This is a genomic window from Microbacterium sp. BWT-B31 (assembly GCF_041379855.1).
GTDB lineage: Bacteria > Actinomycetota > Actinomycetes > Actinomycetales > Microbacteriaceae > Microbacterium.
On record NZ_JBFECU010000006.1, the window covers coordinates 39,050 to 62,353 of the forward strand.

At 72.1% G+C, this 23,304-nt stretch carries 16 protein-coding genes; 1 reads left to right on the top strand and 15 read right to left on the bottom strand.

Going from position 1 to position 23,304, the window contains the following annotated elements; translation table 11 throughout:
- Positions 1-4: 4 nt before the first annotated feature.
- From AB1K54_RS08105 to AB1K54_RS08170, 14 genes are all read right to left on the bottom strand, one after another.
- Positions 5-1,609: a hypothetical protein gene (locus tag AB1K54_RS08105; RefSeq protein ID WP_371202240.1), complete on the bottom strand. Its 1,605-nt coding sequence runs from the start codon at positions 1,607-1,609 to the stop codon at positions 5-7.
- 10 nt (positions 1,610-1,619) lie between these two features.
- On the bottom strand, positions 1,620-2,729 hold the full coding sequence (locus tag AB1K54_RS08110) for a DUF4190 domain-containing protein (RefSeq protein WP_371202241.1): 1,110 nt from the start codon (positions 2,727-2,729) through the stop codon (positions 1,620-1,622).
- A gap of 10 nt (positions 2,730-2,739) precedes the next feature.
- On the bottom strand, positions 2,740-4,041 hold the full coding sequence (locus AB1K54_RS08115) for a DUF805 domain-containing protein (RefSeq protein WP_371202242.1): 1,302 nt from the start codon (positions 4,039-4,041) through the stop codon (positions 2,740-2,742).
- 103 nt (positions 4,042-4,144) lie between these two features.
- A complete protein-coding gene (locus AB1K54_RS08120) occupies positions 4,145-4,945 on the bottom strand; it encodes a hypothetical protein (protein ID WP_371202243.1) in 801 nt (266 codons plus the stop codon).
- Between the two features lie 30 nt (positions 4,946-4,975).
- Positions 4,976-5,593, bottom strand: a complete 618-nt coding sequence (locus AB1K54_RS08125; protein ID WP_371202244.1) for a hypothetical protein — start codon at positions 5,591-5,593, stop codon at positions 4,976-4,978.
- Positions 5,594-5,601: 8 nt separating this feature from the next.
- A complete protein-coding gene (locus AB1K54_RS08130; protein ID WP_371202245.1) occupies positions 5,602-6,501 on the bottom strand; it encodes a WXG100 family type VII secretion target in 900 nt (299 codons plus the stop codon).
- Between the two features lie 205 nt (positions 6,502-6,706).
- Positions 6,707-7,447 (bottom strand): hypothetical protein, encoded by a 741-nt coding sequence (locus tag AB1K54_RS08135; protein WP_371202246.1) that lies wholly within the window; start codon positions 7,445-7,447, stop codon positions 6,707-6,709.
- Positions 7,444-9,096, bottom strand: coding sequence for a serine/threonine-protein kinase (locus tag AB1K54_RS08140; protein WP_371202247.1), 1,653 nt, complete (start codon positions 9,094-9,096; stop codon positions 7,444-7,446). The genes AB1K54_RS08135 and AB1K54_RS08140 overlap by 4 nt, the downstream gene beginning before the upstream one ends.
- The gene (locus tag AB1K54_RS08145) at positions 9,093-10,145 is read right to left on the bottom strand and encodes an FHA domain-containing protein (RefSeq protein WP_371202248.1); all 1,053 of its coding nucleotides are present in this window, start codon (positions 10,143-10,145) and stop codon (positions 9,093-9,095) included. The genes AB1K54_RS08140 and AB1K54_RS08145 overlap by 4 nt, the downstream gene beginning before the upstream one ends.
- The gene (locus tag AB1K54_RS08150) at positions 10,132-11,037 is read right to left on the bottom strand and encodes a PP2C family serine/threonine-protein phosphatase (protein ID WP_371202249.1); all 906 of its coding nucleotides are present in this window, start codon (positions 11,035-11,037) and stop codon (positions 10,132-10,134) included. The genes AB1K54_RS08145 and AB1K54_RS08150 overlap by 14 nt, the downstream gene beginning before the upstream one ends.
- The gene (locus tag AB1K54_RS08155; protein ID WP_371202250.1) at positions 10,953-13,217 is read right to left on the bottom strand and encodes a transglutaminase family protein; all 2,265 of its coding nucleotides are present in this window, start codon (positions 13,215-13,217) and stop codon (positions 10,953-10,955) included. Before AB1K54_RS08155 ends, AB1K54_RS08150 begins: the two co-directional genes overlap by 85 nt.
- A complete protein-coding gene (locus tag AB1K54_RS08160) occupies positions 13,214-14,485 on the bottom strand; it encodes a DUF58 domain-containing protein (protein WP_371202252.1) in 1,272 nt (423 codons plus the stop codon). Before AB1K54_RS08160 ends, AB1K54_RS08155 begins: the two co-directional genes overlap by 4 nt.
- Positions 14,482-15,450, bottom strand: coding sequence for an AAA family ATPase (locus AB1K54_RS08165; RefSeq protein ID WP_371202253.1), 969 nt, complete (start codon positions 15,448-15,450; stop codon positions 14,482-14,484). Before AB1K54_RS08165 ends, AB1K54_RS08160 begins: the two co-directional genes overlap by 4 nt.
- A 14-nt stretch (positions 15,451-15,464) precedes the next feature.
- Positions 15,465-21,458: an Ig-like domain-containing protein gene (locus tag AB1K54_RS08170; RefSeq protein WP_371202254.1), complete on the bottom strand. Its 5,994-nt coding sequence runs from the start codon at positions 21,456-21,458 to the stop codon at positions 15,465-15,467.
- Positions 21,459-21,710: 252 nt separating this feature from the next.
- Here AB1K54_RS08170 and AB1K54_RS08175 point away from each other — a divergent pair, with 252 nt between their 5' ends.
- Positions 21,711-22,583 (top strand): DUF2690 domain-containing protein, encoded by an 873-nt coding sequence (locus tag AB1K54_RS08175; RefSeq protein WP_371202255.1) that lies wholly within the window; start codon positions 21,711-21,713, stop codon positions 22,581-22,583.
- A 34-nt stretch (positions 22,584-22,617) separates the two neighbouring features.
- On the opposite strand, the gene AB1K54_RS08180 is transcribed toward AB1K54_RS08175, so the two are convergent.
- Positions 22,618-23,217 carry an N-acetyltransferase family protein gene (locus tag AB1K54_RS08180; RefSeq protein WP_371202256.1) on the bottom strand — a complete coding sequence of 200 codons (600 nt, stop codon included), beginning with the start codon at positions 23,215-23,217 and terminating at the stop codon, positions 22,618-22,620.
- Between the last annotated feature and the right edge of the window lie 87 nt (positions 23,218-23,304).

A 23,304-nucleotide genomic window follows, 5' to 3' on the forward strand; every position in this document is an offset into this window, starting at 1 on the left:
CGAGTCAGCGCGCGCGAAGCCCGCCGTCGCTGAGGTAGACGTAGTCGCCCATGACGGCCAGCGGGTGAACGACGACCGCGTCATCGACGACGGCTCCCGTCTCGACGTCGATCGCGAGCGTCTGGTCGCTGGTCTCGAGGTAGAGCATGCCCTCGACGAGAGACAGCGGCCGGACGTTCAGATCCTGATAGCGCTCCTCATCCATCGTGAACGCCGTGGCGCCGCTCCGGGTGTCGTAGACCTCCAGTCCACGCCGCTCGGATCGCGTCGGATCCCATCCGACCGCGAGAGCCATGCCCGTGGCGGGATCGTAGGCGACCACGGGCTGGCGCACCTGGAGCTGCTCGCCCGTGCGCGCGTCGTACGAGACGCTCTGCGCATCGTCGTCGTCGAAGTCGACGTCGACGGTCCAGATGCGGCCCTTCTGCGCCTGGCTCTCGAACACCGCGGACAGGTCTGCATCCGGGATCGACACCGTGCACCGCTTCTCGACCCGGTGCTCGGCACCGCTGTAGCGGAAGAGCTCTCGCCCGTCGACGACGGCGCGCCCGATGACCCGTTCGCACGAGGCATCCAGCGGGTCGTCGTCCCACGAGAGGATCGTGCCGAGCGCGGAGCCCGCCGGGCTCACCCCGTCGACCCGCCAGATCACCTCGCCGGTCGTCGTGCTCCACGCCGCCGTGTACTTCTCATCGCTCTCGCAGCGCACGTCGTCGCGCAGCGACACCCCTGCGGCGACCGCGTCCCCGCCGGACCCCGCCAGCGTCCAGCCCCACGCCGCATCCTCGCACGACGCCGTCACGACGGGCACGCGTGCGACGACGCGTCCCGTGTGCTCGCGGACACCGACGCTCACCAGCGACGTGACCCACTGCTCGGGATCGAGACCAGAAGCCGGTTCACGCACTTCGACGAGTCCCACGAGGTAGCTCGCGTCATCGAGGCCGGCGAGGGTCCAGGTCTGCCCTGTCACCTCGTCCGCGCCGAGCAGCTGCGCGGCATCGACGAGGAGCTCCCCCGTCTCGGGCGTGAACACCCGCACCGGGCCCTGCACGCGATCGGCCACGTCGCTGCCCTGCGCGTCGCCGTCGACGAGAAGGTCCCCCATGACCAGGTAGCCCTCGCCGGGAGCGAGCGAGAGCGGCCGTGACGGTGTCGGCGTCGCGGAAGGCGTCGGGGCCACCTGCGCCTTGTGCGTCGGCGTCGGCGTCGGCGTCCCGACCGTCTGCGGCTCGGATGCAGGGCCGCTCGCGCTCGAGACGGCGACCGCGATTCCGACACCTCCGCCCAGCAGCAGCAGGCCGCCCAGCACCGCGCCGCCGATCAGGATGCGCCGCCTCGATCCCGCGCCCCGAGACGCCGCATCGGGGTCGGCCTTCGTGCCGGTGATCGCGGCCGCCGCCGCCGCGGGCGTCGCCGCGGTGGCCGCGGCCGGCGCCGCCGCGGCCCGCAGCGCCCACTCCCGCAGCTCCGGATACGTGTTCGGATGCCGCGCCACGGCGTCCGCGAACTCCGGATGCGCCTGCGCGATCGCGGCGAGGGTCGCGGCATCCGTCGCCGGATCGTGCAACGCGTGCCACGCCGCCTCGCGCGAGGACATCCCGGTCACGGCGCGCCTCTCAGTACGGGTAGCTCGACGAGACCGTCGAGAGGAGCACGAGCCAGGCGATCGCGGCGATGAGGCCCCCCGCGATCCCGAGGTAGCCGAGCACGAGGCCCGCGATCGCGAGGCCGCGGCCCTGTTCGCCGGTGCGGCGGATCTGGCTCAGGCTGACATGGCCCAGGATCACGGCGGGAATCGAGAACACGAACGCGAGCACGAGCGACAGGATCGCCATCGTGTTCGTGCGATCGGATGCGGTCGGGCCGCCGAACGAGGACGGGACGGATGCCGCGCCCCGGCGAGCCGCCGCGCGGTCGGAGGCGCGGCTCGCCCACAGCGCGATCGCCACGGCGGCGGCGGGAAGCACGACGCCGACCAGACCGCCGAGGAGCAGTCCGAACAATGATCGGTACACGAGATAGCCGAGCAGCACCGCGATCACCGGAGCTGCCGCCAGAGGGATCAGGCCGAGGTACCCGCGTGCGCGAACGCTCCACGTGATGGCCCAGCTCACGAACAGGGCGCTCGTCCACAGCAGGCAGAAGAGTGCGTTCGACACAGAGGTCGATGCTCCGGCCCACGGCAGGCCGAAACTCACGATGGACTCCCACCCGCTCTGCACGGCGCTCGTGCCGATGAGCAGGGCGACGACCCCCGCCGCGACGATCGCGAGCACGATGCCGCCGACCTTTCGCCCCACCGTGCGCCCGGCGACTGCGGCCGAGACGATCGGCAGAACCGAGCAAACCACGACGCCGGCCAGGGTCGCCGTGCTGATGAGCATCCGCGGGCCGGAAGAGGAGGCCGCCGCGATGAGATCGGCGAAGAAGGTGTCGACGACGGCCGATGCCGCAAGCAGCGCGGCCGAGATGATCCACAGCCGTCGCCCTCTGCGCGAGTACGACACGCCGTTCCCCGCGTCGGCACCCGATGCCGGGGACTCAGCCGGGTGCGCAGCGGCACTCCGCGCCCACTCTACGAGGTCGGGGTATGCGTTCGGGTGGCGCGTGATCGCCCCGGCGAACTCCGGGTGCTCGGCGGCGATCGCGGCAAGCTCAGCGCCCGTCGTGGCCGGATCCTGCAGGGCGCTCCACGCGGCGGAGCGGATGTCGTTGTGGATTGTCATGGTCGCGTCCTCACTGTGCGTTGCGGCCGAGCTCGGCGACGTAGTCGCCGAACAGGACCTGACCGTCGGATGCCACGCCCCGCGCGACGCCCGGGGTCAGGGCGATCGTCGCCCCGGCCGCGTCGCGCACGGTGGTGCCGTTCGTGGAGTGCAGGTCGGTGACCGTCAGCAGGCCGGCGGTCGCGTCGATGCGCGCGTGCGTCTTCGACATCGACTTGAGCGGATCGTCGACGGGCACGAGCACCGCGTGCGTCGCCGTGGGGTCGCCGACGGGGTCGCGTCCGATGAAGATCGTCCCCTCGACCGGCAGGCGCCGGCCGTCCGGCAGCCGCAGCACCCAGGTCGAGGGGGATGAGGGCACCGAGGCCCGCGTGGCATCCAGATCGTCATCGGATGCCGCGGGCTGCACGAAGCTCGACGATGCCGACGCTCCCCCGGGAACGCCCGACACGATCGGAGCTGCCGCGGTCGGCGGAGCAGGCGGCGGCGGCACCGCGGCGGACGCCTGTGGTGTGTAGGCCGGCGCGGCGGATGCCTCCGGGACGAAGGACTCAGGAGCGCTCGGAGCCACGGCCGGGGGCGGGGGCGGCACCGGCGCGAACGGCGACGCGGTCGGCGGAGCAGGCGGAGGCGGCACCGGAGCGAACGACGACGCGGTCGGCGGAGCAGGCGGGGGCGGCACCGGAGCGTATCCGGCGGCACTCGACGTCGGGGGTGTCGGAACGGGCGCGAAGGTCGGCGCGTACTGCGGCGCCGGCGGAGGAGGCACCGGCGCGAAGGCCGGGCCGCCCTGCGCGAACGCCGGAGGCAGCCCGGGCGTGTACCCGGAGTGAGGAGCCCCGTAGCCGCCCCCGCTCGGCCTCGCGCCGCCGGGCAGGTCGTACTGGGCCCCGCGCGGGTCGGACTCCGTCAGCATGAACACGAGCAGGATGAACGCTCCGACGAAGGGGATCAGCCCCAGGAAGTACAGCGCCCCCGAGCGGTTCCCGTCGTGAAGGCGCCGGACGAACAGGGCGATCCCGGGGATCGCGGTCGCCAGCGCCACCAGCAGCACGACGATGTTGAGGAAACCCGCGAAGATCAGTCCGCCCGAGTCGTACGAGCTGCTGGCCGCGGCGGCGACGATCACCGCCAGCAGGTAGATCGCGACGATCACGCCGTAGATCGCGCCCCAGGCCTTCCAGAACTCCGAGCGGCTCGCGCGCCCGCTGAATGTGAGCCCCTTCTTCCAGAATCTGAGCAAGGCCGCGCCGAACGGCGCGCCGGGGTAGGGCTGGTCGAGCGGAGGCTCGCCTGTTCGTGGTGCGGTCATTCGCGTGATTCCTCTCGTGGTGTGGTGACCGTGCGGGTGTCGTGGCGGTCCAGTTCCCGTGAATCGCCCGCGAGCTCGGCATCGGATGACGCGAGCGGGGGCATCAGTCGTTCCCACCTTGTGAGCCGGCTGCGATCTGCGAGAGCTCACTCGATGCGCGAACCGCGGCAGTCGCAGCGGTCTGCAGCGGACTGACCAGCCATCCCTCGCCCTCGCGGACGATGATCAGCTTCGTGTCGCTGAGAGCCAGGTCCTGGTGTGGGGAGATGTCCGAGAGGCAGGCGCCTCCTCCGTCCGGATTCGTCTGCGTGCCGTAGAAGGTCCTCACCCATTCGACACACGAGTCGTGCATTCGGTAAGCGATGTCCCATTCCCCCTGGGCCGCGCGCAGGGTGAAGCTGACGTCTTCCACCCTCGCCTCGACGCGCTCGCTGCCACCGGAGGGATCGAGGTCCATCGAGGTGAACTCAAGCGAACCTCCCTCCGAACTCACGACGTCCGGCCCCGCCCACACGTCTCCGTAGAGGGAGAGCAACCGCCGCTCAGGCAACGGAAGGACTTCTGCGATGCTTGCGACGTCTCCGAACCCGACGAATCTCTCCACTGCGTCCGCAGTCTTCATCCTTCCGAGTGACTCGCCGGACGGCTGCAGGGACGCGACCTCGCTCGGGGCGAGCGAGGTCGCGAGAGTCACCGGATCGAGCGCAGCGAGGCCCTCCAAAGCCTTCTCAGCGGCGGCGACAGGTCTCAAGGCCAGCCAATCGTGAAGCCCGTCGTAGGCGTTCGGATGCCACACGACGGCCCATCCCAGATCGGGACGTCGTCCGGCGACCTCGGCAAGAGTCGCGCCGTCAGTGGCTGGGTTCCGAACCGCGACGGCGTCTGGATCAGACAGATCGGTCATCACGTGCGCCTTTCTCGAGAATGCTCTCGTCTACGCCGCGTTGGCGAAGAGCCGTTCGACGAAGCCGAAGTCTGCGGTCGATTCGTCGGTGTCGAATCTCATCCCGTCCGCCCCCCGACGCATGGATCCGATCTCGATCAAGCCCGGACGAACGCGCAGCGACCGCTCGCCTGGAGAGTCGGCGACGAGAACACACCCGCTTTCGGGCAGTCGGACGTCCGGGCGAGGCGCAAAGCGAGTGCGAACGAACTCGACCAGGCCGTTCATCCCGCCACGGACGTCACTCGTCGAGATCGCATGAACGCCCATGGCATTGCCGACGTCGACGACAAGACCAGCGTCGTCGGCGAATACGGCGTACGACGATCCGGCCAGCACCGGGCGCTCCGACAAGCTCACGTGCGCAATGGTCGCGCGCCGCGCATCCGCGATCCGCTCGATCAGCGCCCTGAGTCGAGGCTCAATAGTCGTGGTCTCCTGCTCGAGCGGTGTTGCCAGTCCCCTGACGATCAGCGAGCGCAGACCTCGGAAGGCGGCGGCTCTCAGCGCGGCAGGCTCGTTTCTCACGGTGAGCAACGGCAATGGCCAGTTCCGGCCAGCGGCTGCGGCCGCCGCAAGGATCTCGTCATCGGTGAGCAGCTGGTTCATGTCGTCTCCTAGAAGGGCCAGAGGTTGTCGATGAGGTCTGGGACGTAATCCACAACCGCCTGCGCTGCAGCCACAGCCGCCTCACCGGGCGACTTGACGACGTAGTCGAAGTTCCGCATCGCCTGATCGACACCCCAGTCCGTCTGCGAAGCGAGGCTCACAACGTCCCAGACCTGAGCGACCGCAACGCCGCCGAGATAGCCGACAGCTCCAGTCGCAGCCGCGCCGGCCTTCAAGGCACTTGACCCGGCATCGACGACGAAGTCGGCAACAGCGAAAGCCCGATCGCGCCAACCAGCGTTCGGGTCGTACAGCACGTCGCCCAGCCCGATCGCGGATGTGACGTGGCCGACTCCCGGCAGCTTGCTCAGGAAGAACCCCGCATCAAAGGATCCCAGCACCGGTGCAGAGCGGTCAGGCGTCCACTCGAGGCGATCCTGGAGCCAGGAGAACACCGAGTGCTCCGTGATACCGGGGTTGGTTTTGGGCACGGACATGCCGTCGTCTCGCGGAGCTCCCGGAAGAGCGAACCCAGAATCCTGGTTCCAGCGCTCGTCGCGCCATCGTTGAAGCAGGTCAGGATCCGAGGGCGAAGGCAACAGCGGGATGCCGGGCGCCCGCTCGCCCCCAACCCCGCCGTCGTCCGCACTCGTGTGCTCCTGGTCGTCGGCGTTTCGGCGCAGGGTGGTCGCGGCATCCCGCAGGCGCTGCGCGGCGGCCTTCACTTTGAGGCTGTGCTGGTTGTCCCACTGCGCGCGGAACTCGATGGCGTTCGGTCCGAACCACGCCTTGACGCGGATGGCGTCGCCCACGGTCATCCGCCCCGCGTCCAGCTGCTCCGCCGACGCCTCGAACTGCGCGGCGAGCGCCCGCAGCTGCTCGACGTCAGCACCGATCAGACCGCTCATCGACCTCTCCCCAGACTTCTGCGTGTATCCGTGGGGCGGACTGCCCCCAATCCGCCCCACGGGGCGCGTCGAGACCCCTGCTCTCGCGCCGGCCGGTGCGACCTGCCCGCATGTCGCTCCGGTGCTCTGAAACTAGAAGTGCCGAGGCATCCCGGTCGATGGGCAACATTCACCACCCGGACCCCGCGGGCCGTGGCATCCGCGCTCATGCCCACCTCGCCGCCTCGTCGTCGAGCAGGGCGAGGTCGGCGCGGGTGACGACGCGCGCCGCGATCGCGTACTCGACGAGCCGGATGCGGCGGTTCGTGGCGTACGAGTCGGCACCGCCGCGCAGCCCCTGCACGCCGATGCGGGCGAACTTCTCGCACACGTTGTCGAGCTTGCGGTTGAACCGGGTGGTCGCCCAGCCGAGCCGGGCAGCAGCCCGCGCGCTCGTGGGGATCTCGCCGAGCCCGCTGCCGTCGCGCAGCAGCATGGGCTCGGCGAGCGCCAGAATCAAGAGCCGCTGCGATTCGGTGAGCGTGACGTCCCCGATCGTCGTCGTGCCCTCGAGCGAGGCGGGGTGGGTCTCGCTGAACGCGGGCTCGGCCACGAGGATCGCGAACTCGTACGTGGTCGGCCCCGCCGTGAACACGACAGAGGTGCGTCCGAACACGAGCGGCAGGCGCCCGCCCGGCGCGAGCCACGACTGCAGCCGGCCCCGGCCGTCGGTGACGGTGACGGCCAGGCGCGTGCCGACGTTGTGCAGCATCCAGAAGTCGTCGCGCCGGCTGATCTCGAGCAGGCGGCGGTGCAGGAACGGGTTGTCGTCGACGCTCAGATCGGCTTCGCGTCCGACCGTGAACGGCACGGCGGGATCGACCGGGAACCACTCGCCGCAGTACTCGATGACGACCTCGGCGTCGAGATCCTCGCCGCGGTCGATCGCGACGACCCCGCCGGTCACGGCGCGCACTCCTCGACGCCCTGGGTGGCCGATCGCCCGCCCTCGCGCACGAGCAGCACCTCGATGCAGGTGAGCCCGGATGCCGCTGCCGCGACGGTCACCGTCGGCTGAGCGGTCTCGTCGAAGGTGAAGGACTCGCCCGGCACGACCGGGCGCCACAGGTAGGTGTCGCCGTCCTGCGGATCGGGATTCGTCCAGCTGAACACGACCTCCGATCCGGCGACCTGCCCGGCCAGATCGGTCACGTCCGGCACGGTGCCCTCGTCGCCGATCGGGTCGACCGGGGCCTGCACCGAGCGATCGGTGTCGGGCGTGTCGGCCGTCGCGCCCGGGAGCACGACGAGCGCGACCACGACTGCGGCGGCCACGAGCGCCACCGCTGTCCCGGCCGCCCACGCGATCCCGCCGCGGCGGCGCGCCGGTGCGGGCTCTGTCACGATGTCGGGCGCGGCTGCGGGCCGCAGCACGGTGTCGTCGACGGATGCCGCGCCCGCCGGCGCGAAGGACGGCACCGCGCCCGCCCCCGGCCGCCGCACGGTGTCGTCGACCACTCCGGCTCGCCCCGGAGAGGCGCCTGCGGCACCCGCCGGCCGCCGCACGGTCGACCCGCCGAGATCGGGCGTGAGCCCCGGTGTGCGCCGGGTGACCGTCTCGGCGGCTCGATCGGCGGTGCGCGCGCCGGTCGTCGTCGAGATCGGCGGGGCCGCGGCATCCTGAGCGTCGATGCTGGTGATGCCGCGGAACCGCGTGCGGCCCTCGTCGTCGTCCTCCTCCTCGGCGACGAACTCGTCTTCGACGACGTCGATCGTGGTGGTCTGCATCGCGAGCTCGATCTGCACGCGCTGCAGCGCCCGGGCGAATTCGATCGCACTCTGATGCCGATCGGCGGCGTTCTTGGCCATCGCCTTGGCGAGCACCGCCTCCAGCGACGGAGGAACGTCGGGGCGACCGGTCGGCGGCACCGGCATCGACTGGATGCGCGAGATCACGTCGATCTCTGCGTTGGGCGCGCCCGGCAGCTGGAACGGGCTGCGGTTCGTGAGCAGCGTGTAGATCGTGGCGGCCAGCGAGTACACGTCCGACGAGGGATGCCCCTGCGGCGGCATCCGGAACGACTCCGGCGGCGACCACGGCACGCTCATGCCCGTCAGCTGCGAGTCGATCGTCGCCGAGATGCCGAAGTCGGTGAGCGCGGGGCGCCCGTAGTCGGTGACCAGGATGTTCGCCGGCTTGATGTCGCGGTGCAGGATGCCGGCGCGATGGGCCGTCTCGACGGCGCCCGCGATCTGGACGCCCACCCGCAGCGCCTCGGCGACCGAGAAGCGCTCCTTGCGGTGCCGCACCTGCAGGTTCGGCCGGGAGCAGTACTCCATCACGAGATACGGGCGTCCATCGCCCGAGACGCCCGCCTGATAGACCGAGACGATCGACGGATGCGTCGCCAGCTGCGCCATCAGGTTCGCCTCTTCGGTGAACCCGTGCGCGCTCTCGGTGTCGAGCCGCTCCTTGAGCAGCACCTTGACCGCGACCTGCCGGCGCGGATGCAGCTGCTGGTACAGGAACACGTCGGCGAAGCCGCCCGAACCGAGCAGGCGCACCTGCTCGAAGCCGGGAAGCTCCGGTGGGCGAGAGGGGATGCGGGCGCTCATGCGAGGTCCTCGAACGTGAGGACGACGCCCTCGCCGAGGTCGAGCCGGTCCTCGGCCACGACGAGGGTGGACTCCCCCGACTGCAGCCGCACGGGATCTGAGCCCACCCGCAGCAGCATCGTGCCGTTCGTCGTGTCGAGGTCGACCGCGACGACGTCGCCGCCCTCGACTCGCAGCTCGAGGTGGCTGCGCGAGATGTCCTGGTTCGGGCTCGGCACCGCGATGAGGTGGGGCACGACCCCGGTGGCCCGCAGCGCCCGGGGCCGGCGTCCGATGACGACAGCGCGGTCCAGTCGCACGCGCTCGCCCGTCGAGACGACCAGGGTCGGGGTCGTCGTGCTTCGCGACCCGGGCGACGGATGCCCCGCCACCGCGTCGACGAGCCCGAGGCGCGCCTGGATCTCGGCGAGCTGCGCGAGCGAGACCGTCTCGCCGTCGTGGTCGCCGTCGGGGTCGCGATCGGCGGCGATCGGAGGCTGCGGGGGCGGAGGCGGCGGAGGCGGCGCGGTCGGGATGCTGCTGATGATCGATTCGGCCGGGGGCGTGCGCACGGCCGCGTCCTCCACCGGGTTCAGGCGCGTCTGGCCGAGGGCGGGGGGCGCGGCATCCGCCTTCACCGTCCAGGTGACGGCGCTCGCGCGCACGATGCCTTCGACGATCGGCAGCGCGTCGCCTCGGATCCCGGGCACGGCCAGCGTGATGCCCTGCGGCGCGCCGATCACGCTCTCGTGCCATGTGGTGACCCCGATGCCCGAGATCTCGCGGCGCGTGTCGCCTGCGACGACGGATGCCTCGACCTCTCCGCGCACGATGACGCGGGCTTCGTCGATGGCTGTGTCCACCGTGACGACGGCGAACGGCGGCAGGGCGGCAAGGCCGGCGCCGCAGCACTCCACCAGCGCGCCGAGCACCGCGGCGAGCCCGTCGCCCCCGCTTCGCAGGGCGTCCCACATGCGGTCCAGCGCCTGCCGCGGGATGCCTGGCGAGAGCAGGGCGATCACCCCGGGGCGTGCGAGCGCGAACCAGTCGCCGCTGCTATACACGCGCATTGCGGTCTCCTTCGGGATCCGGCTCCCGGGGCCGGGTGTCCTCGTCGACCTCGACGCCGGGAGAGGTGGGGTCGTCGTCCAGCGCGCCGGCGATGCGGGCGTCCACGACGACGGCGGTGGTGTTGTCGCGCCCGCCCCGCAGCAGCGCCTCGTGTACGAGGCGGGTGGCCGCCGCCTGCGGCGAGGGCTCGTCGAGCAGGACGCCGCGGATCAGATCGGTCGACAGTTCCTTGGTGACGCCGTCCGAGCACACCAGCACGCGGTCGCCGTCGCCGGTCGGCAGCATCCAGTAGTCGGGCGCCGCGCTCGAGCCGGCGCCGAGCGCACGGGTGACGACATTGCGCTGCGGATGCCGCTGCGCGTCGTCGGCCGACAGCGCGCCGCCGTCCACCATGGCCTGTACGAGCGAGTGGTCCACGCTGACCTGGCTGAGCGTGCCGTCCGCGAGGAGGTACGTGCGGGAGTCGCCGATGTTGACCACGAGCCAGTAGGTCGTCCCGGCGATCTCGCACACCACGGCGCCCGAGAGCGTGGTGCCTGCGGTGTCGCGCTCGGTGCGGATCGCCCCGACCCCGGCCGCGGCCTGCGCGAACGCGGCAGCGACGTCGTCGGCGGTCACGTCGGCGCGACCGACGAGCGGCGCGAAGCCCTCCAGCGCGCGGCGGCTCGCCTCGGCGCCGCCGGCGTGCCCGCCCATGCCGTCGGCGATGAGGAACAGCGGCGGCTCGGCGAGGTAGGAGTCCTCGTTCACCGCCCGGCGCAGACCGCGGTCGGTGCACGCACCCCACGACAGCGTCGCGCCCGGGTTCACGAGCGCCTCCCGCCGGCTGCGGGCCGCGAGCGGCGCAACAGGGATGCCGGGAACAGCGCGGCCCGCAACCTGCGGTGCCACGGCACGGCCTGCTCCATGCGCCTTCGCGCGGTCTCGACGTCGGCCCAGTACGCCCGGGCGTCGTCGGCGGTCGGCGCGCCCGCACCGAACACCGCGATGTCGGCGCGCGTCGCGAGCACCGCCACACCCGACCCCGGAAAGGCCCCGTCGAGCGCGACCCCCTGCTCCCGGCGGGTCGCGGTCGGCGGGAGGGCGGTGCCGACGTCGACGGCGCAGTCCACGAGCTCGGCCCAGCCGCCGTCCACGCGCGCGACGGTGCCCTCGGCGCGCAGGCGCGAGCGGCGACGTCGCCCGCGGACGATCGCGAGCACGAGCGAGGGGCCGAGCAACAGCGCGAGGATCGCGACGCCCACGCCCGTCCACCGCAGCGTCGCCCACAGCCATGACAGGTCGGCCGGCTGCTCGTTGGAGGCGGCTTCCTCCACGGGCGGGGCGGGCGGCAGCTCGGCGGGCTCCTGCGGAGAGTCCGGGGGCTGCGCGACCTGCACGCGCGGCTTCTGCGCCTGCTGCGGCGTCTGCTGCTGCGGCACCTGGTCCTCGGGCGGCGTCGGGTCGAACGCGACCCAGCCGGCGCCCTGGAACGGCACCTCGACCCACGCGGTGACGTCGTCGCCGGTGATGACGGTGGGGGTCTGACCCGCGGCCGCCTCGAACCCCATCACGACCCGCACCGGCAGCCCCAACTGCGACACGGCGAGGGCCATCGCGACCGCGTACTGCTCGGCATCCCCCACCATCTGCTCGCCCGCCAGCAGCTCTGTCTGCCGCGACAGGCCGTGCCCCGAGCGTGAGGCGACCTGCCCTTCGAGGCCGTGCGAGAAGAACCCCGTGGTCGAGAAGTACGACGCGAGGGCCGCGACCTGCTCGTAGGGCTTGGCCGCGGTGCCGACGGCCTTCTCGACGATCGCAGAGATCTGCTCGGGCACCGCGTCCGGCGCGGGCGTCGTGATCGCCGCCACCTTGGCGTCGGTGAGCGCCTCGGGCGAGGCATCCGGCGGGATCACCGCGTCGAACGAATACTCGTCGCCCGTTGTGAGCCCGGTGGTCACCACCGCGGTGCCGGTCGCGGCGTTGTAGTGCAGGGCGTCGTCGTGGCGGCCCGCGTCGTCGCCGGCGAATCGGATCGACTCGAGGTAGCCCACGGTGGGCGCCCACACGCCCGAGAGGTCCCCGACGGCGACGGTGACGTGGGCTTCGGCCCCGGTCGTGCCCGGATCGATGGTGCGGCCGACGCGCGAGAACACCCCCGAGCCCGCGCCGCCCGAGCCCGACACCTCGTAGACGGTGCCGTCGTACAGGTCGAGGGTCGCCAGCCGGATCCGCGTGTCGGCGGGCACGCCCGACACGGTGAACAGCTCGGCGTCCTCGCCGTCTGTCACCCAGGTGCGGAACTGCGTGAGCGGGGTGGCGTAGTCGTGCAGTTCCAGCGGCGGCACGATCGTGTCGCGCAGCACGGCACGGGACGAGCCGGATGCCGCGAGCGCGGCCGATCCTCCGGCGGCCGTGGCGACGACCAGCACGAGGCCGGCCCCCACGACCGCGATGCCGGCGCGACGGGCGCGGGATGCGGCATCCGTCGCCTCTTCGGACGTGTCGCCCGCGCGCGCGAGCCGGGCACGCCACGCCCCCCACGCGAGCGCCCCGCCCGCCAGCAGCGCCCCGACGAGCGCCGGGTGGAACCCCTGGTACGTGCTGAAGGCGACCGAGCCGACCAGGAGCGCCCCGATCGGCAGCAGCGCGAGACCGAAGCGGCGCGCGCGCAGGGCGAGGCTCGCGGCGAGCACCGACGCGACGAGCGCCGCGAGGTACGGCGCGACGAGCAGCCGGTCGAAGCCGTCGAGCGGGTCGGGAAGCGTGAGCACCTGCTTCCACGCGTGGACGACGCCGACCGCGAGGGTCGCGAGCCCGTCGAGGGTCGGCGCGGCTCCGAACGGCGCGGTGTCGCGCAGCGCCGCGACCGAGCCGAAGACGAAGTACGCCACCACCGCGACCGCGGCGACCACCAGCACGTGCCAGCGCAGTAGCGCTCCCACGACCGCGATCGCGGTGCCGAGCGCCACGCCGATCACTGCGGCCACCCAGAAGTCCGCGGTTGCGAAGGCGGGGTAGGCGGGCGCGAGGGCGACGAGGGTGAGCGCCGCCATCGCCACCGCGTCGCTCGCGACGCGCCACGCCCTCACGCGGTCACCGCCCGCATCGCCGCGTGCAGCGACGCGAGGTCGGGCACGCTCACCGTCGCGACGTCGCCGACGGTGCGCCGCGCGAGGTCTTCGCCGACGGCCGCGCGCACGCACATCGACCGGGCCGTGACCGGCACACGCAGCGACGCCGCGCGCACCTCGCCGAGCGCCGTCGCCGCGCCGGTGAGGAAGACGACGACGGATGCCGCGGGCGCCGCGCGGAACGCGGCGCGCGCGGTCGCCTCCAGCCCGTCGTGCGCGGCGCCGAGCTCGACGCCCGACAGGCGGTCGAGCAGCTGCGTCGCGGTGGGCGCGTGCAGTCGCCCGGTGGGCGTGAGGACGCTCACCGCCTTCCCGGCGCGCAGCGCACTCACCCCGACCGATCCCGCGATCGACACCGCGAGCTCGAACTCGCCCGCATCGGCGTAGTCGGCGGCGCGCGTCGACAGCACCAGCAGCAGGTGCGAGCGGCGCGTCTGCTCGTACTGGCGGATCATGAGGGTCCCGGTGCGCGCGGTCGACTTCCAGTGCACGTGTCGCAGGTCATCGCCCGGCGCGTATTCGCGGAGGGCATGGAACGACACGTCGTCGTCGGCGAGGTCGCGCGTGGGCAGGCCCTCGAGGTCGCGGAGGAACCCCGTCGTATCGGCCGACAGCGACACCACGCGCGGGTGCACGTACAGCTCCGACGGATCGGTCCACGACACCTCGCGGCGCAGCAGGCCCGCAGGGTCGGACCGCACCGACTTCACCGGCCCCAGCGTGAGGATCGCCCGGCGCTGGGTCGGGATCGTGAACAGCTCCTCGTGCTCGTCGCCCGTGGCCATGCGCGGCACGCGGAACGCCGCCCGCACCCGCCCCACCGGCAGCTCGATGCGCAGCGCCCCCGAGGCGCGCCGCGCCGCGTTGCGCACCGCGACCCGCCCCACCGCCGGCTCGCCCACCACGACCCGCGGCGACACCAGCTCGACGCGCACGGCCAGCGCGGTGCGCCCCAGCACGAACGGCACCGCCACCACCACGGACGCCAGCGCCACGGCGGCGACCGCCAGGAACTCCACCCAGTCCCCCGCCAGGGCGACCACGAGCGCCACGGCTCCGACCGCGAGCACCGTCCAGCCCAGGGCGGCGACAATGCGCAGGGGGCGGATGCCGCGACCCGCCCACGCCACGGCGTGCGTGAACCACCGCGGCGCACGCCGAGCGCGCGGCAGCCTCAGCGAGAGGCGCGGAAGGCGGCGGGGAGGCCGCAGGGCGGCATCCGTCATGCGGCCCTCGACAAGGGAGCGGCGATGTCGCCGAGGGCACGTGCGATCACGCTCTTGGCGGTGACCCCCGAGAACTCGGCCTCGGGATCCATCACGAGGCGGTGGGCCCACACCGGCTCGGCGAGCGTCTTGACGTCGTCGGGCAGCACGAAGGTGCGCCCCTCGGACGCCGCCCACACCTTCGCCGCGCGGATCATCGCGATCATGCCGCGCACCGACACGCCGAGCGTGGTGTGCGGGTCGGCGCGGGTCTCTTCGGCCAGGTGCGCCGTGTAGCGGGCGACGGCGGGGTCGAGATGCACCTTCTCGAGCAGTTCGGCGATCTCGGCGACCGCCGTCGCGGTGATCACCGGCTCGAGACCCGCCGAGCGGTTCTTGGCTCCCGTGCCGAGCAGGATCTGCTCGGCGATGCGGGCGTCGGGGTAGCCGATGCTCGTCTTGATCAGGAAGCGGTCCAGCTGCGCTTCGGGCAGCTTGTAGGTGCCGGCCTGCTCGATCGGGTTCTGCGTCGCGATCACCATGAAGGGGGTGCCGACTTCGTGCGAGACGCCGTCGACCGTCACGCGCCCCTCCTCCATGACCTCGAGGAGGGCCGACTGCGTCTTCGGGCTCGCCCGGTTGATCTCGTCGGCCAGCACGATCGACGCGAAGATCGGGCCCCGGTGGAACTCGAACCGGTGCTGCGCCTGGTCGTAGATCGTCACGCCCGTCACGTCGGAGGGCAGCAGGTCGGGCGTGAACTGGATGCGGCTCGACGTGCCCTGCACGGTGGCGGCGAGCGCCTTCGCGAGCTGCGTCTTTCCCGTGCCGGGCGCATCCTCGAGCAGCACATGCCCTTCGGCCAGCAGCGCCGTCAGCACGAGGCGGATCACCTCGGGCTTGCCGAGCACCGCTTGCCCGATGTTGTCGCTCACGCGCTGGAAGGTCTCGGCGAACCAGGTCGCCTGTTCTTGGGTGATGGTCATCTTCATCCGATCGATTACCTGAAGTGGACGAAGTCGGAGAAGACCCCGTCCACGCTTGCTCTGGTGTTGCGATACGCCGACCAGCAGTTCAGCTGGATGTTCAACGAACCACTCGCGTTGGTGGTGACGTTCTGCGTGTAGAAGCTCTCGCTCTCGCCGTCCGCGTAACACGCCGCTGTGAACGTCGTGTTGGGCGCGAAGCCGGTTGCCGCGATCCGCAGGAAATAGCAGGTGGTTCCGCACTCCGAACCGCCGTACTGAGACCCGCGCTCGAGCGTGACGGTGCGCACCGGATCGTTCGCCCGCTCCGACCAGGTCGCCGAGACGGACCCCGCCGCGTTCCCGTACGTCACCGTGATCGACCCGGTCGCACCCGCCCCGAGCCCGCCGATCTGCGCCGTGGCGTTGCCCGAGCCGTCGACGCCGTGGCTCTGCGACGTGAGCGGCGAGCCGTTCGCGTCCACGGTCCACCAGAACTGCACCGCGTTGTTCTGGCGTTCGCTGCGAACGAACGTGATGATCGGCTTGCCGAACGGCACCGCGGCGGTCGAGGTCGCCTCGGCGCCCGGCTGCACGCCCTGCACCGACGAGGTCGCCCACACGCTGACGGTGTAGCTGGTGCCGTTGGTGAGGCCGCCGACCGCACCGCCGCCAGCGGGAAGTGTCCCCTGGGCTCCGGTCTGGTCGACGCGGTACCAGTACGTGATCTCGCCCGCGCGGTTGCCGTTCAGCGCGCCGGGGGTGAACGACACGTCCACCGCGCGGTCCGCGGGGGTCGCGACGACGTTCTCAGGCGCACCTGGCGCGACGGCGCCGCGGCGCGGCGCCGACGGCGCGCTGGGCGCCGAACTTCCGGCCTTGTTGCGAGCTGTCACCGAGAACGTGTAGTCCGTCTCGCTCGCCTCGACCACGACATTCTGGCTCGTGCCCGCCACGACCATCGTGTTCACGACCGCTCCGCCTCGCGAGACCGTGAGCGTGTAGTCGGCCACGGGGTCGCCGTTGGCATTCGCCGGCGCGGTCCACCCCACCGTGATCTGCGCCTGCGCACCGACGGGGGTCGCGGGCGTCGTGGTCGGCGTGCCCGGGGCATCCGGAACACCCGCCGGCACCGCCAGGGCCGAGTACGGGCTCCACTGACTCGGCTCGGGCGCTCGATTGACCGCCTGCACGCGCACCTGGTAGGCGACCCCGTTCTCGAGCCCGTCCCACGTGAGCGAGGTGCCGGTCACGCCGGTCTTCTGGATCGCGCCGAACGCGGGCGCGGGCGAGATCTCGACGTTGTAGCTGAGCACGGGCGAACCGGCCGAACGCGGCGTCGTCCACGAGACCGAGAGGCTCTGGTCGCCGAAGGCCAGCGTCGGCGGCGCGGGGGTGTCGGGGCGCGCGTCGGGGCGGGCGACGGCCGACACCGGCGACAGGTCGGAGCGGCCGACCTCGTTGCGGGCGGTCACCTGGAACGTGTACTCGACGTCGTTGGTCAGCCCGCCGAGCGTGCAGGTCGTGGAGGTGCACGTCGTGGAGTACCCGTTCTGCGACGTGACCTCGTAGTCGAGGATCGGCGCGCCGTTGTTGCTCGGCGGCACCCACGACAGCACCACGGTGCGGTCCTGGATCGACACGACCGTCGGCACGCCCGGGGCGTCCGGCTTGCCCTGCACGGTCAGCCGGATGCGCCCCTCGACCTGGCGGTCGGCCGACTTCGTGGCATCCGCGATCCGGTACGTGACCGACATCGTGCCGACGAAGCCCGCGTCGGGCGTGATGGCGACCCGGTCGCCGTCGACCGTCGCGGTGCCTGTGCCCGCCGCGTCCACACGAGCGTCGACGATCGACAGCGCGGTGTCGGGGAACGGGTTGAAGTCGTTCGCGAGCGCGTCCACGCGGTACGTCTCGCCCTGGTTCGCCTCGGCGACCACGTCGTCGTTCGCGACCGGGAACGGCCGCTGCGAGGTGACCGCGAGGATCGACACGGTTCCGGTGGTCGGGGCGGTGATGCCGTCGGTCACCCGCACGGTGAGGCTCGCGGTCGAGTTCGCGCGCACGTCGGGACCGGCCGAGACGGTGAGGACAGAGCCCGAGACGGACGCCTCGTACCCGTCGGGCACCGCGCCCTCGATCGCGAACTCGAGGCGGTCGCGGTCCTTCTCGTCGGGGTCATGGGCGAGCTTGGCGAGGTTGAGGGCGACCGCCTCCTCGCCCGGCGCCACCACGATCGACGCGTTGCGCAGCCGCGGCGGCTGATTCTCGGCGGGGAGCACCGTGATCGGGATGGTCACATACGCCGTGAGGCCCTCGGGGTCGTCGGGTCCTTCGCCGTCGGTGACGAGCAGCCCGATCACGTCGGGGCCGTAGTAGTCGGCGGCCGACGTGTACGACAGGGTCCGCTCGTCGGCGATGAGCGGCTCTCCGCTGGAGTGACCCGTCTTCACCGAGTCGGCCGTCGCGACCCGGGGGCTGCGACCCGGGCGCACCGCGACATGCTCGGCGAGCAGGATCGACACCTTCTCGCCGCTGGTCACCACGATCGGCTCGTCCGACGAGACCACCGGCGCGAGGGTCGCAAGCCCCGGCACGAAGACGAACGCCTGGGCCGTCTGCCCGTCGACGTCGGTGAGCCGATAGCGCACGATCTGCGGGTCGTCGGCGAGCGCGATGCGCAGCATCCCGCCCGCGCGGACGACGGCCGAAGCATCCGTCGTCGACACCTCGAGGGCGTCGGTCGTGCCGTCTGGGTCTTCGTCGTTGTCGAGGACGGCGACGTCCACGGCGGTCTTGGAGCCGACCGCGCGCGCCGGCACGCGGTCGTCGCGGGCCACGGGCGGCGCGAGCGGCGCCTGGTCGTCGACCGTCACGAGCAGCACCCCGCGCGCGGTCGCACCGTACGCGTCCGAGATCGTGTAAGTGAGGGTGTTCTCGCCCGGCTCGGCCGGCGCCGTCACGACGATGCGGCCACCCTCGACCTCGGCGTCGATCCCGTTCGCCTCGAGTCCGTTCGGGTCGATTGCGATCTCGTCGCCGTCCGGGTCCGAGTCGTTGACGGTGACCGCCACCGCGACCTTGCGGCCGGGCTTGACGGTGACCGCATCCTTGACGGCGTACGGCGCCTGGTTCTCGAACCCGGGGGTGGCCACGCCCACGGTGACCGTGCTCTGCGCGAGGGCGCCGAGCCGGTCGCGCACGGTGTAGGTGAAGGCGTCTCGGCCCGTGGCCTCCGGGTAGGCCTCGTAGGTGAGCCAGGTGTCCCCCACGCTCACGCGCCCCTTCGCGGGCACCGAGCCGACTCCCGTGAGCTCGACCGAGTCGCCGTCGGGATCGATGCCGTCCAGCGGGATCGCGACGCGCACCGTGTTGCCTGCGACCACGCGGGCCACGACCGGCGTCGGGCGCGGCGCCGAGTTGGTGCCCTCATCGGGCGGCAGCACCTGCACCGTGACGAGCGCGCCCACCTTCTGCCGCTGCGAGTCGACGATGCTGTACGTGGCCTGCACCGTGCCCGGCTCGTCGGGCGCCCGCATCCGGATCGTGTCGCCGTCGACGAACACCGCGTCCTCGTCGATCCCGCTCACGTCGATCAGTTCGCGCTCGAGCACGATGCGGTCGTTGTCGGGGTGGTAGTCGTTGGCGAGCACGTGGATCGTGAGCACATCGCCAGCCCGCACGACGGCGGTGTCGGGCACGGCGACCGGCGGGCGCAGCTTCTCGGGGAGCGGCACCGGCAGCACGAGCACCTCGCCCACCGCGCTCTGAGCGCCGTTGGAGACGGTGTAGCTCACGGTGATGGGCGAGCTCAGCCCTGACGTGTCGGTGATCCGCAGCACGCTGTGCTGCAGCACCTCGACCGACACGGCGGCGTTGGCCGGCGCCTTCGCGCTCTGCACGACGAGGATCCCGCCGGCCGGATCCGCGTCGTTCGCGAGCACGTCGACGAGCACGTCGCGCCCCGTCGGAAGCAGCGCGAGGTCGCGCACGGCGACGGGTGCGATGGCGTCGTCGGATGCCGCGACGACATCGATCCGGACGATGCCGACCGCCGACCGCGCGCCCACGGTGATCATGTATTGCACGTAGTACGCGCCGGCCTGGTCGGCCTGGAACGTGAAGCTGCCGCCCGCGTAGTCGGGCGTGACCGAGGCGCCCGCGGCGGGCTCGACCTTCGTGAGGAGCGGGCGCGCCCCGGTCGGGCTGAGGTCGTTCGCGACCGGGTACACGGTCAGCGGCGTTCCCGCCGTGGCCGTCACGCGGTCGGCGTTGGCCACCGGGTCGAGCGATGCTGCGGGCCGCACATCGACCTGCAGCACGCCCTCGGCCTGGTCGATGCCGTCCGACACGACCAGGGCGACCTCCTTGAGCCCGGTCTCTCCGCTGGCCGCGTGATACTCGATCACCCCATTGCTGCGGTAGGCGATCGTGTCGCCGCCGGGGGCACTGGCCCGCACGAGGTACAGGTCGTCGCCGTCGGGGTCCTCCCAGCCCTGCAGCACGTCGTAGGTGACGGACGCCCCCGCCTCGACCCGCAGCGGCTCGGCGGTGAGCTTGCGCTGCGGAGGCTCGTTCTGGCCGCTCGCGCGCACCGCGAGGGTGACGGATGCCTCGTCCGTGCCGCCGCGCCCGTCGTCGACGCGGTACGTGAACGACACCGTGCCGGAGGCGTTCGCGGGCACGGCGACCTGCAGGGCGGCGCCGCCCAGCACCGGCGAGATCCGATACCCCGACGGCTCCTCGCCGACGAGGGCGGCGGCGAGCAGGTCGCCGTCGGGATCGGTGTCGTTCTCGGTGACGCGCACGATCGTGGAGCGGCCGATTCGCACGCCGTACTGGTCGTCGACCGCGGTCGGCGGGTGGTTCTCGGCGCTGCGCTCGGGCAGCTGGAACTGCTGCTGCTCCTGTTCGCTCTCATCGTCCTCGGCGTCGTCGTCGGCGGGAGGGATGATGTCCTCCCAGTTGTCGACCTTCTGGACCTGCTCGTCGACGATCCACACGCTGCCGCCGGTGGTGTCGTTCACCACGACGACGCGACGGTTCGTGCGCAGGGTGAGCGTCGCCTGAGCCGTGAGGTCGATCGCGGTGGCCACGTCGTCCGCGTCGCCGCCGCAGTCACGGGCGTACGCGCCCGAGCCGCTCCACACCGCGTACGCGCAGCCGTTCAGCCACACCGGGGCGGCCGGGTCGCCGGTGTCGACGCCGGCGACCTCGGCGGGGTCTCCTCCCGAGAGCGGGAGGGCGAACAGAGCGTTCCGGGTGGCGATGTACGCCGCGTCCGTGGCATCCCCCGACTGCTGCAGCGCACCCCCCTCGCCACCCGGAATCCCGATCCCCGTCCCGTTCGGCAGGTAGGCGACGGCGTTGGCCCGGTCGAACGCGACGGGCTGCTCGCCGACGGCGGCCACCGACAGCTCGGCGTCATCGGCCAGACCCCGCAGCGGGGTCTCGACCATCGCGCCGGTCGCCACGTCGACCGACATCAGCGTCGCGTGCTCGGCGGATGCCGCGAACACCGTCTCCCCGGAGCGCGAGACGGCGACCGCACCCTTCGCGCCGACATCGGCGAGGGCATCGCCCTCGTCGAAGACCGCGCCGCCCAGCGCGCCGAACGGCACTGCGTAGAGCATTCCGTCGCCGAGCACGCCCACCGTGCCGCCTCCGAGCGCGACCTGCGCCGACGCGGGGAGCGCGGTGTCGCCGGTCAGCTCGATGCGCGCGGGGTCGACGGGCGTGAGCGCGCCCGCGGACTCGTCCAGCACGAGCACGCGGTCGGCGTCCTGCAGCACGTCGAACGAGCCCGCGCGCGTGCGCACGGCGCCGTCGAGAAGTCGCGACGGGTAGTTGAGGTGCCCGACGAGCAGATCGTCGGCCTTCGTGACCCACACGCCGCCGTCGTCCAGTTCGAGGTCGGCGGTCGCCACGCCCTCGTAGAACCAGGCGAGCGTCGAGATGGTGAGCGTTGCGACGGCCAGCACCCCGCCCGAGGCGAGGGCGGCGCGGTTCCTCCACAGCGCGCTCGTCATTTGCGTCACGGTTCTCCCCAGAAGCCGAAGACCAGTAGTCCAGTCCGCTCAGTAGAGCCGTGAGCGGCGAGTGCGTATATGGGGAGGATTCACCATGCAATGCCCGGCCCGCAGTCCGAAAACGTCCGATCTCGACAAGTCGGAACATTCGGATGCATGTTCCGTCCGACGCGGAAACGCACTTCGCCCGTCACACGCAGGTGATATATATGGGGCCACTGCGAAAACTGCATACAAGCCGATTGGGGATCGATGTCTGGGGACACCGTTCATTCGACCGACACGACCGACACGACCGAGTCGAGCGCCGACGATGGGATCGCGCTCTTCGCCGCCGATCTGCGGCGCCTGCGGCTCGAGGCCGACAGTCCCACGCTCACGAAGCTGCAGAGCGGGACGGGAATCTCGCGCAGCGTGCTGTCCGACGCGTTCGCCGGGCGGCAGCTGCCGTCGGCGCGCACCGTCGACGGCATCGTGCGGGCCTGCGGGGCCGATCCGCGGTCGTGGGTCGACCGACGCGACGCGCTGGCCGCGGCGAGCGACGTGAACGCAAGGGGGCGGACGAATCCCGCGCCCGACGGCGACACCGGCGCGGACGCCGTCGGGGACACCCCCGCCGACGAGCCGGGCCTGGCGCGCACCGTCGCAAGCGCCACCGCCGCCTGGCTCGCCGTCGGCGCCTTCGCGCTGGGCGCCGCCCTGACGGCGGCGTCGTTCCTCGGCATCCCGCACCTGATCCCGAAGCCCGACGATGCGCCTCTCATCGCGGTCGCCAACGGCGAAGACCCCGCGAAGACGCCGTGCGTCGAGGACGCCGCGGTCGTGTCGGGCGACACGCGCGCCGACAACTCGCTGCTCGAGATCATCTGGTCGGACAAGTGCCAGGCGGGCTGGGGGCGCATCACGCGCTACGACGGCCTCGGCGCCGGCAACACGGTGACGATCGCGATCTACCCCGCGACCTCACCCCACGGCCCCGACCGTCAGGAGGCCACGGAGCACGACGTGCAGGGCGCGTACACGACGCTCGTCGTGCGCCCCACCCCCGACACGCTGCTGTGCGCCGAGGGCAGCTTCACCGTCGACGGCACACGGATCGACCTCGGCGACCCGATGTGCATCTGAGCGGGCGGGCAGGGCCACCGGCTCGCCCGCTGTCTCAGGTCAGCGACCGCCCGAACGCCTGCACGCCCTCGTGCGACGGGATCGGCGTGAATCCCACGCGCGGGTAGAACGCGATGGCTCCGGTGTTCTCGGAAGCCGCCGCGAGGTGCAGCCCGGTGACGCCCGCCTCGCGCAGCGCGGCGACGAGCGTGTCGATGAGGCGCCGCCCCCACCCCTGCCCCTGCAACTCGGGCAGCAGGTCGATGTGCAGGTGGGCGGGGTACTGGTCGCCGTACGGCTCGGCGCCCGGGCCGCGCCCGTACGCGTAGCGCACGATGCCGTCCTGCCGGGTGCGCTCGAGTTCGGGGAGCGCGTAGTCGGCCGCGTGCCTCGGCCACCACTCGTCGCGGAACCACTCCTCGAACGCGCGCGTGTCGGGGACGCCGACGATGTACCCGGCGACACGCTCGTCGTCGGTCTCGACCACGAACGCGAACTCCGGGTGCCGCGCGATGTATGGCAGCACGAAGACCTTCGCCCACAGTTCATCGTCGTCGAGCACTCCCGTCGCGTCGGCGCCGGCATCGGCCGTCTTCAGGCAGATCTCGGCCAGGGCGGGTTCGTCTCCGGGGCGAAACGGGCGGATCCTGGTCACCCCGCGAGTCTAGAGCGCGCCGCCGACACGGCCCCTACTCCCATCCAGCGGGACAAACGATCGGCTGTCGCGCCTGACGAAGCCTCC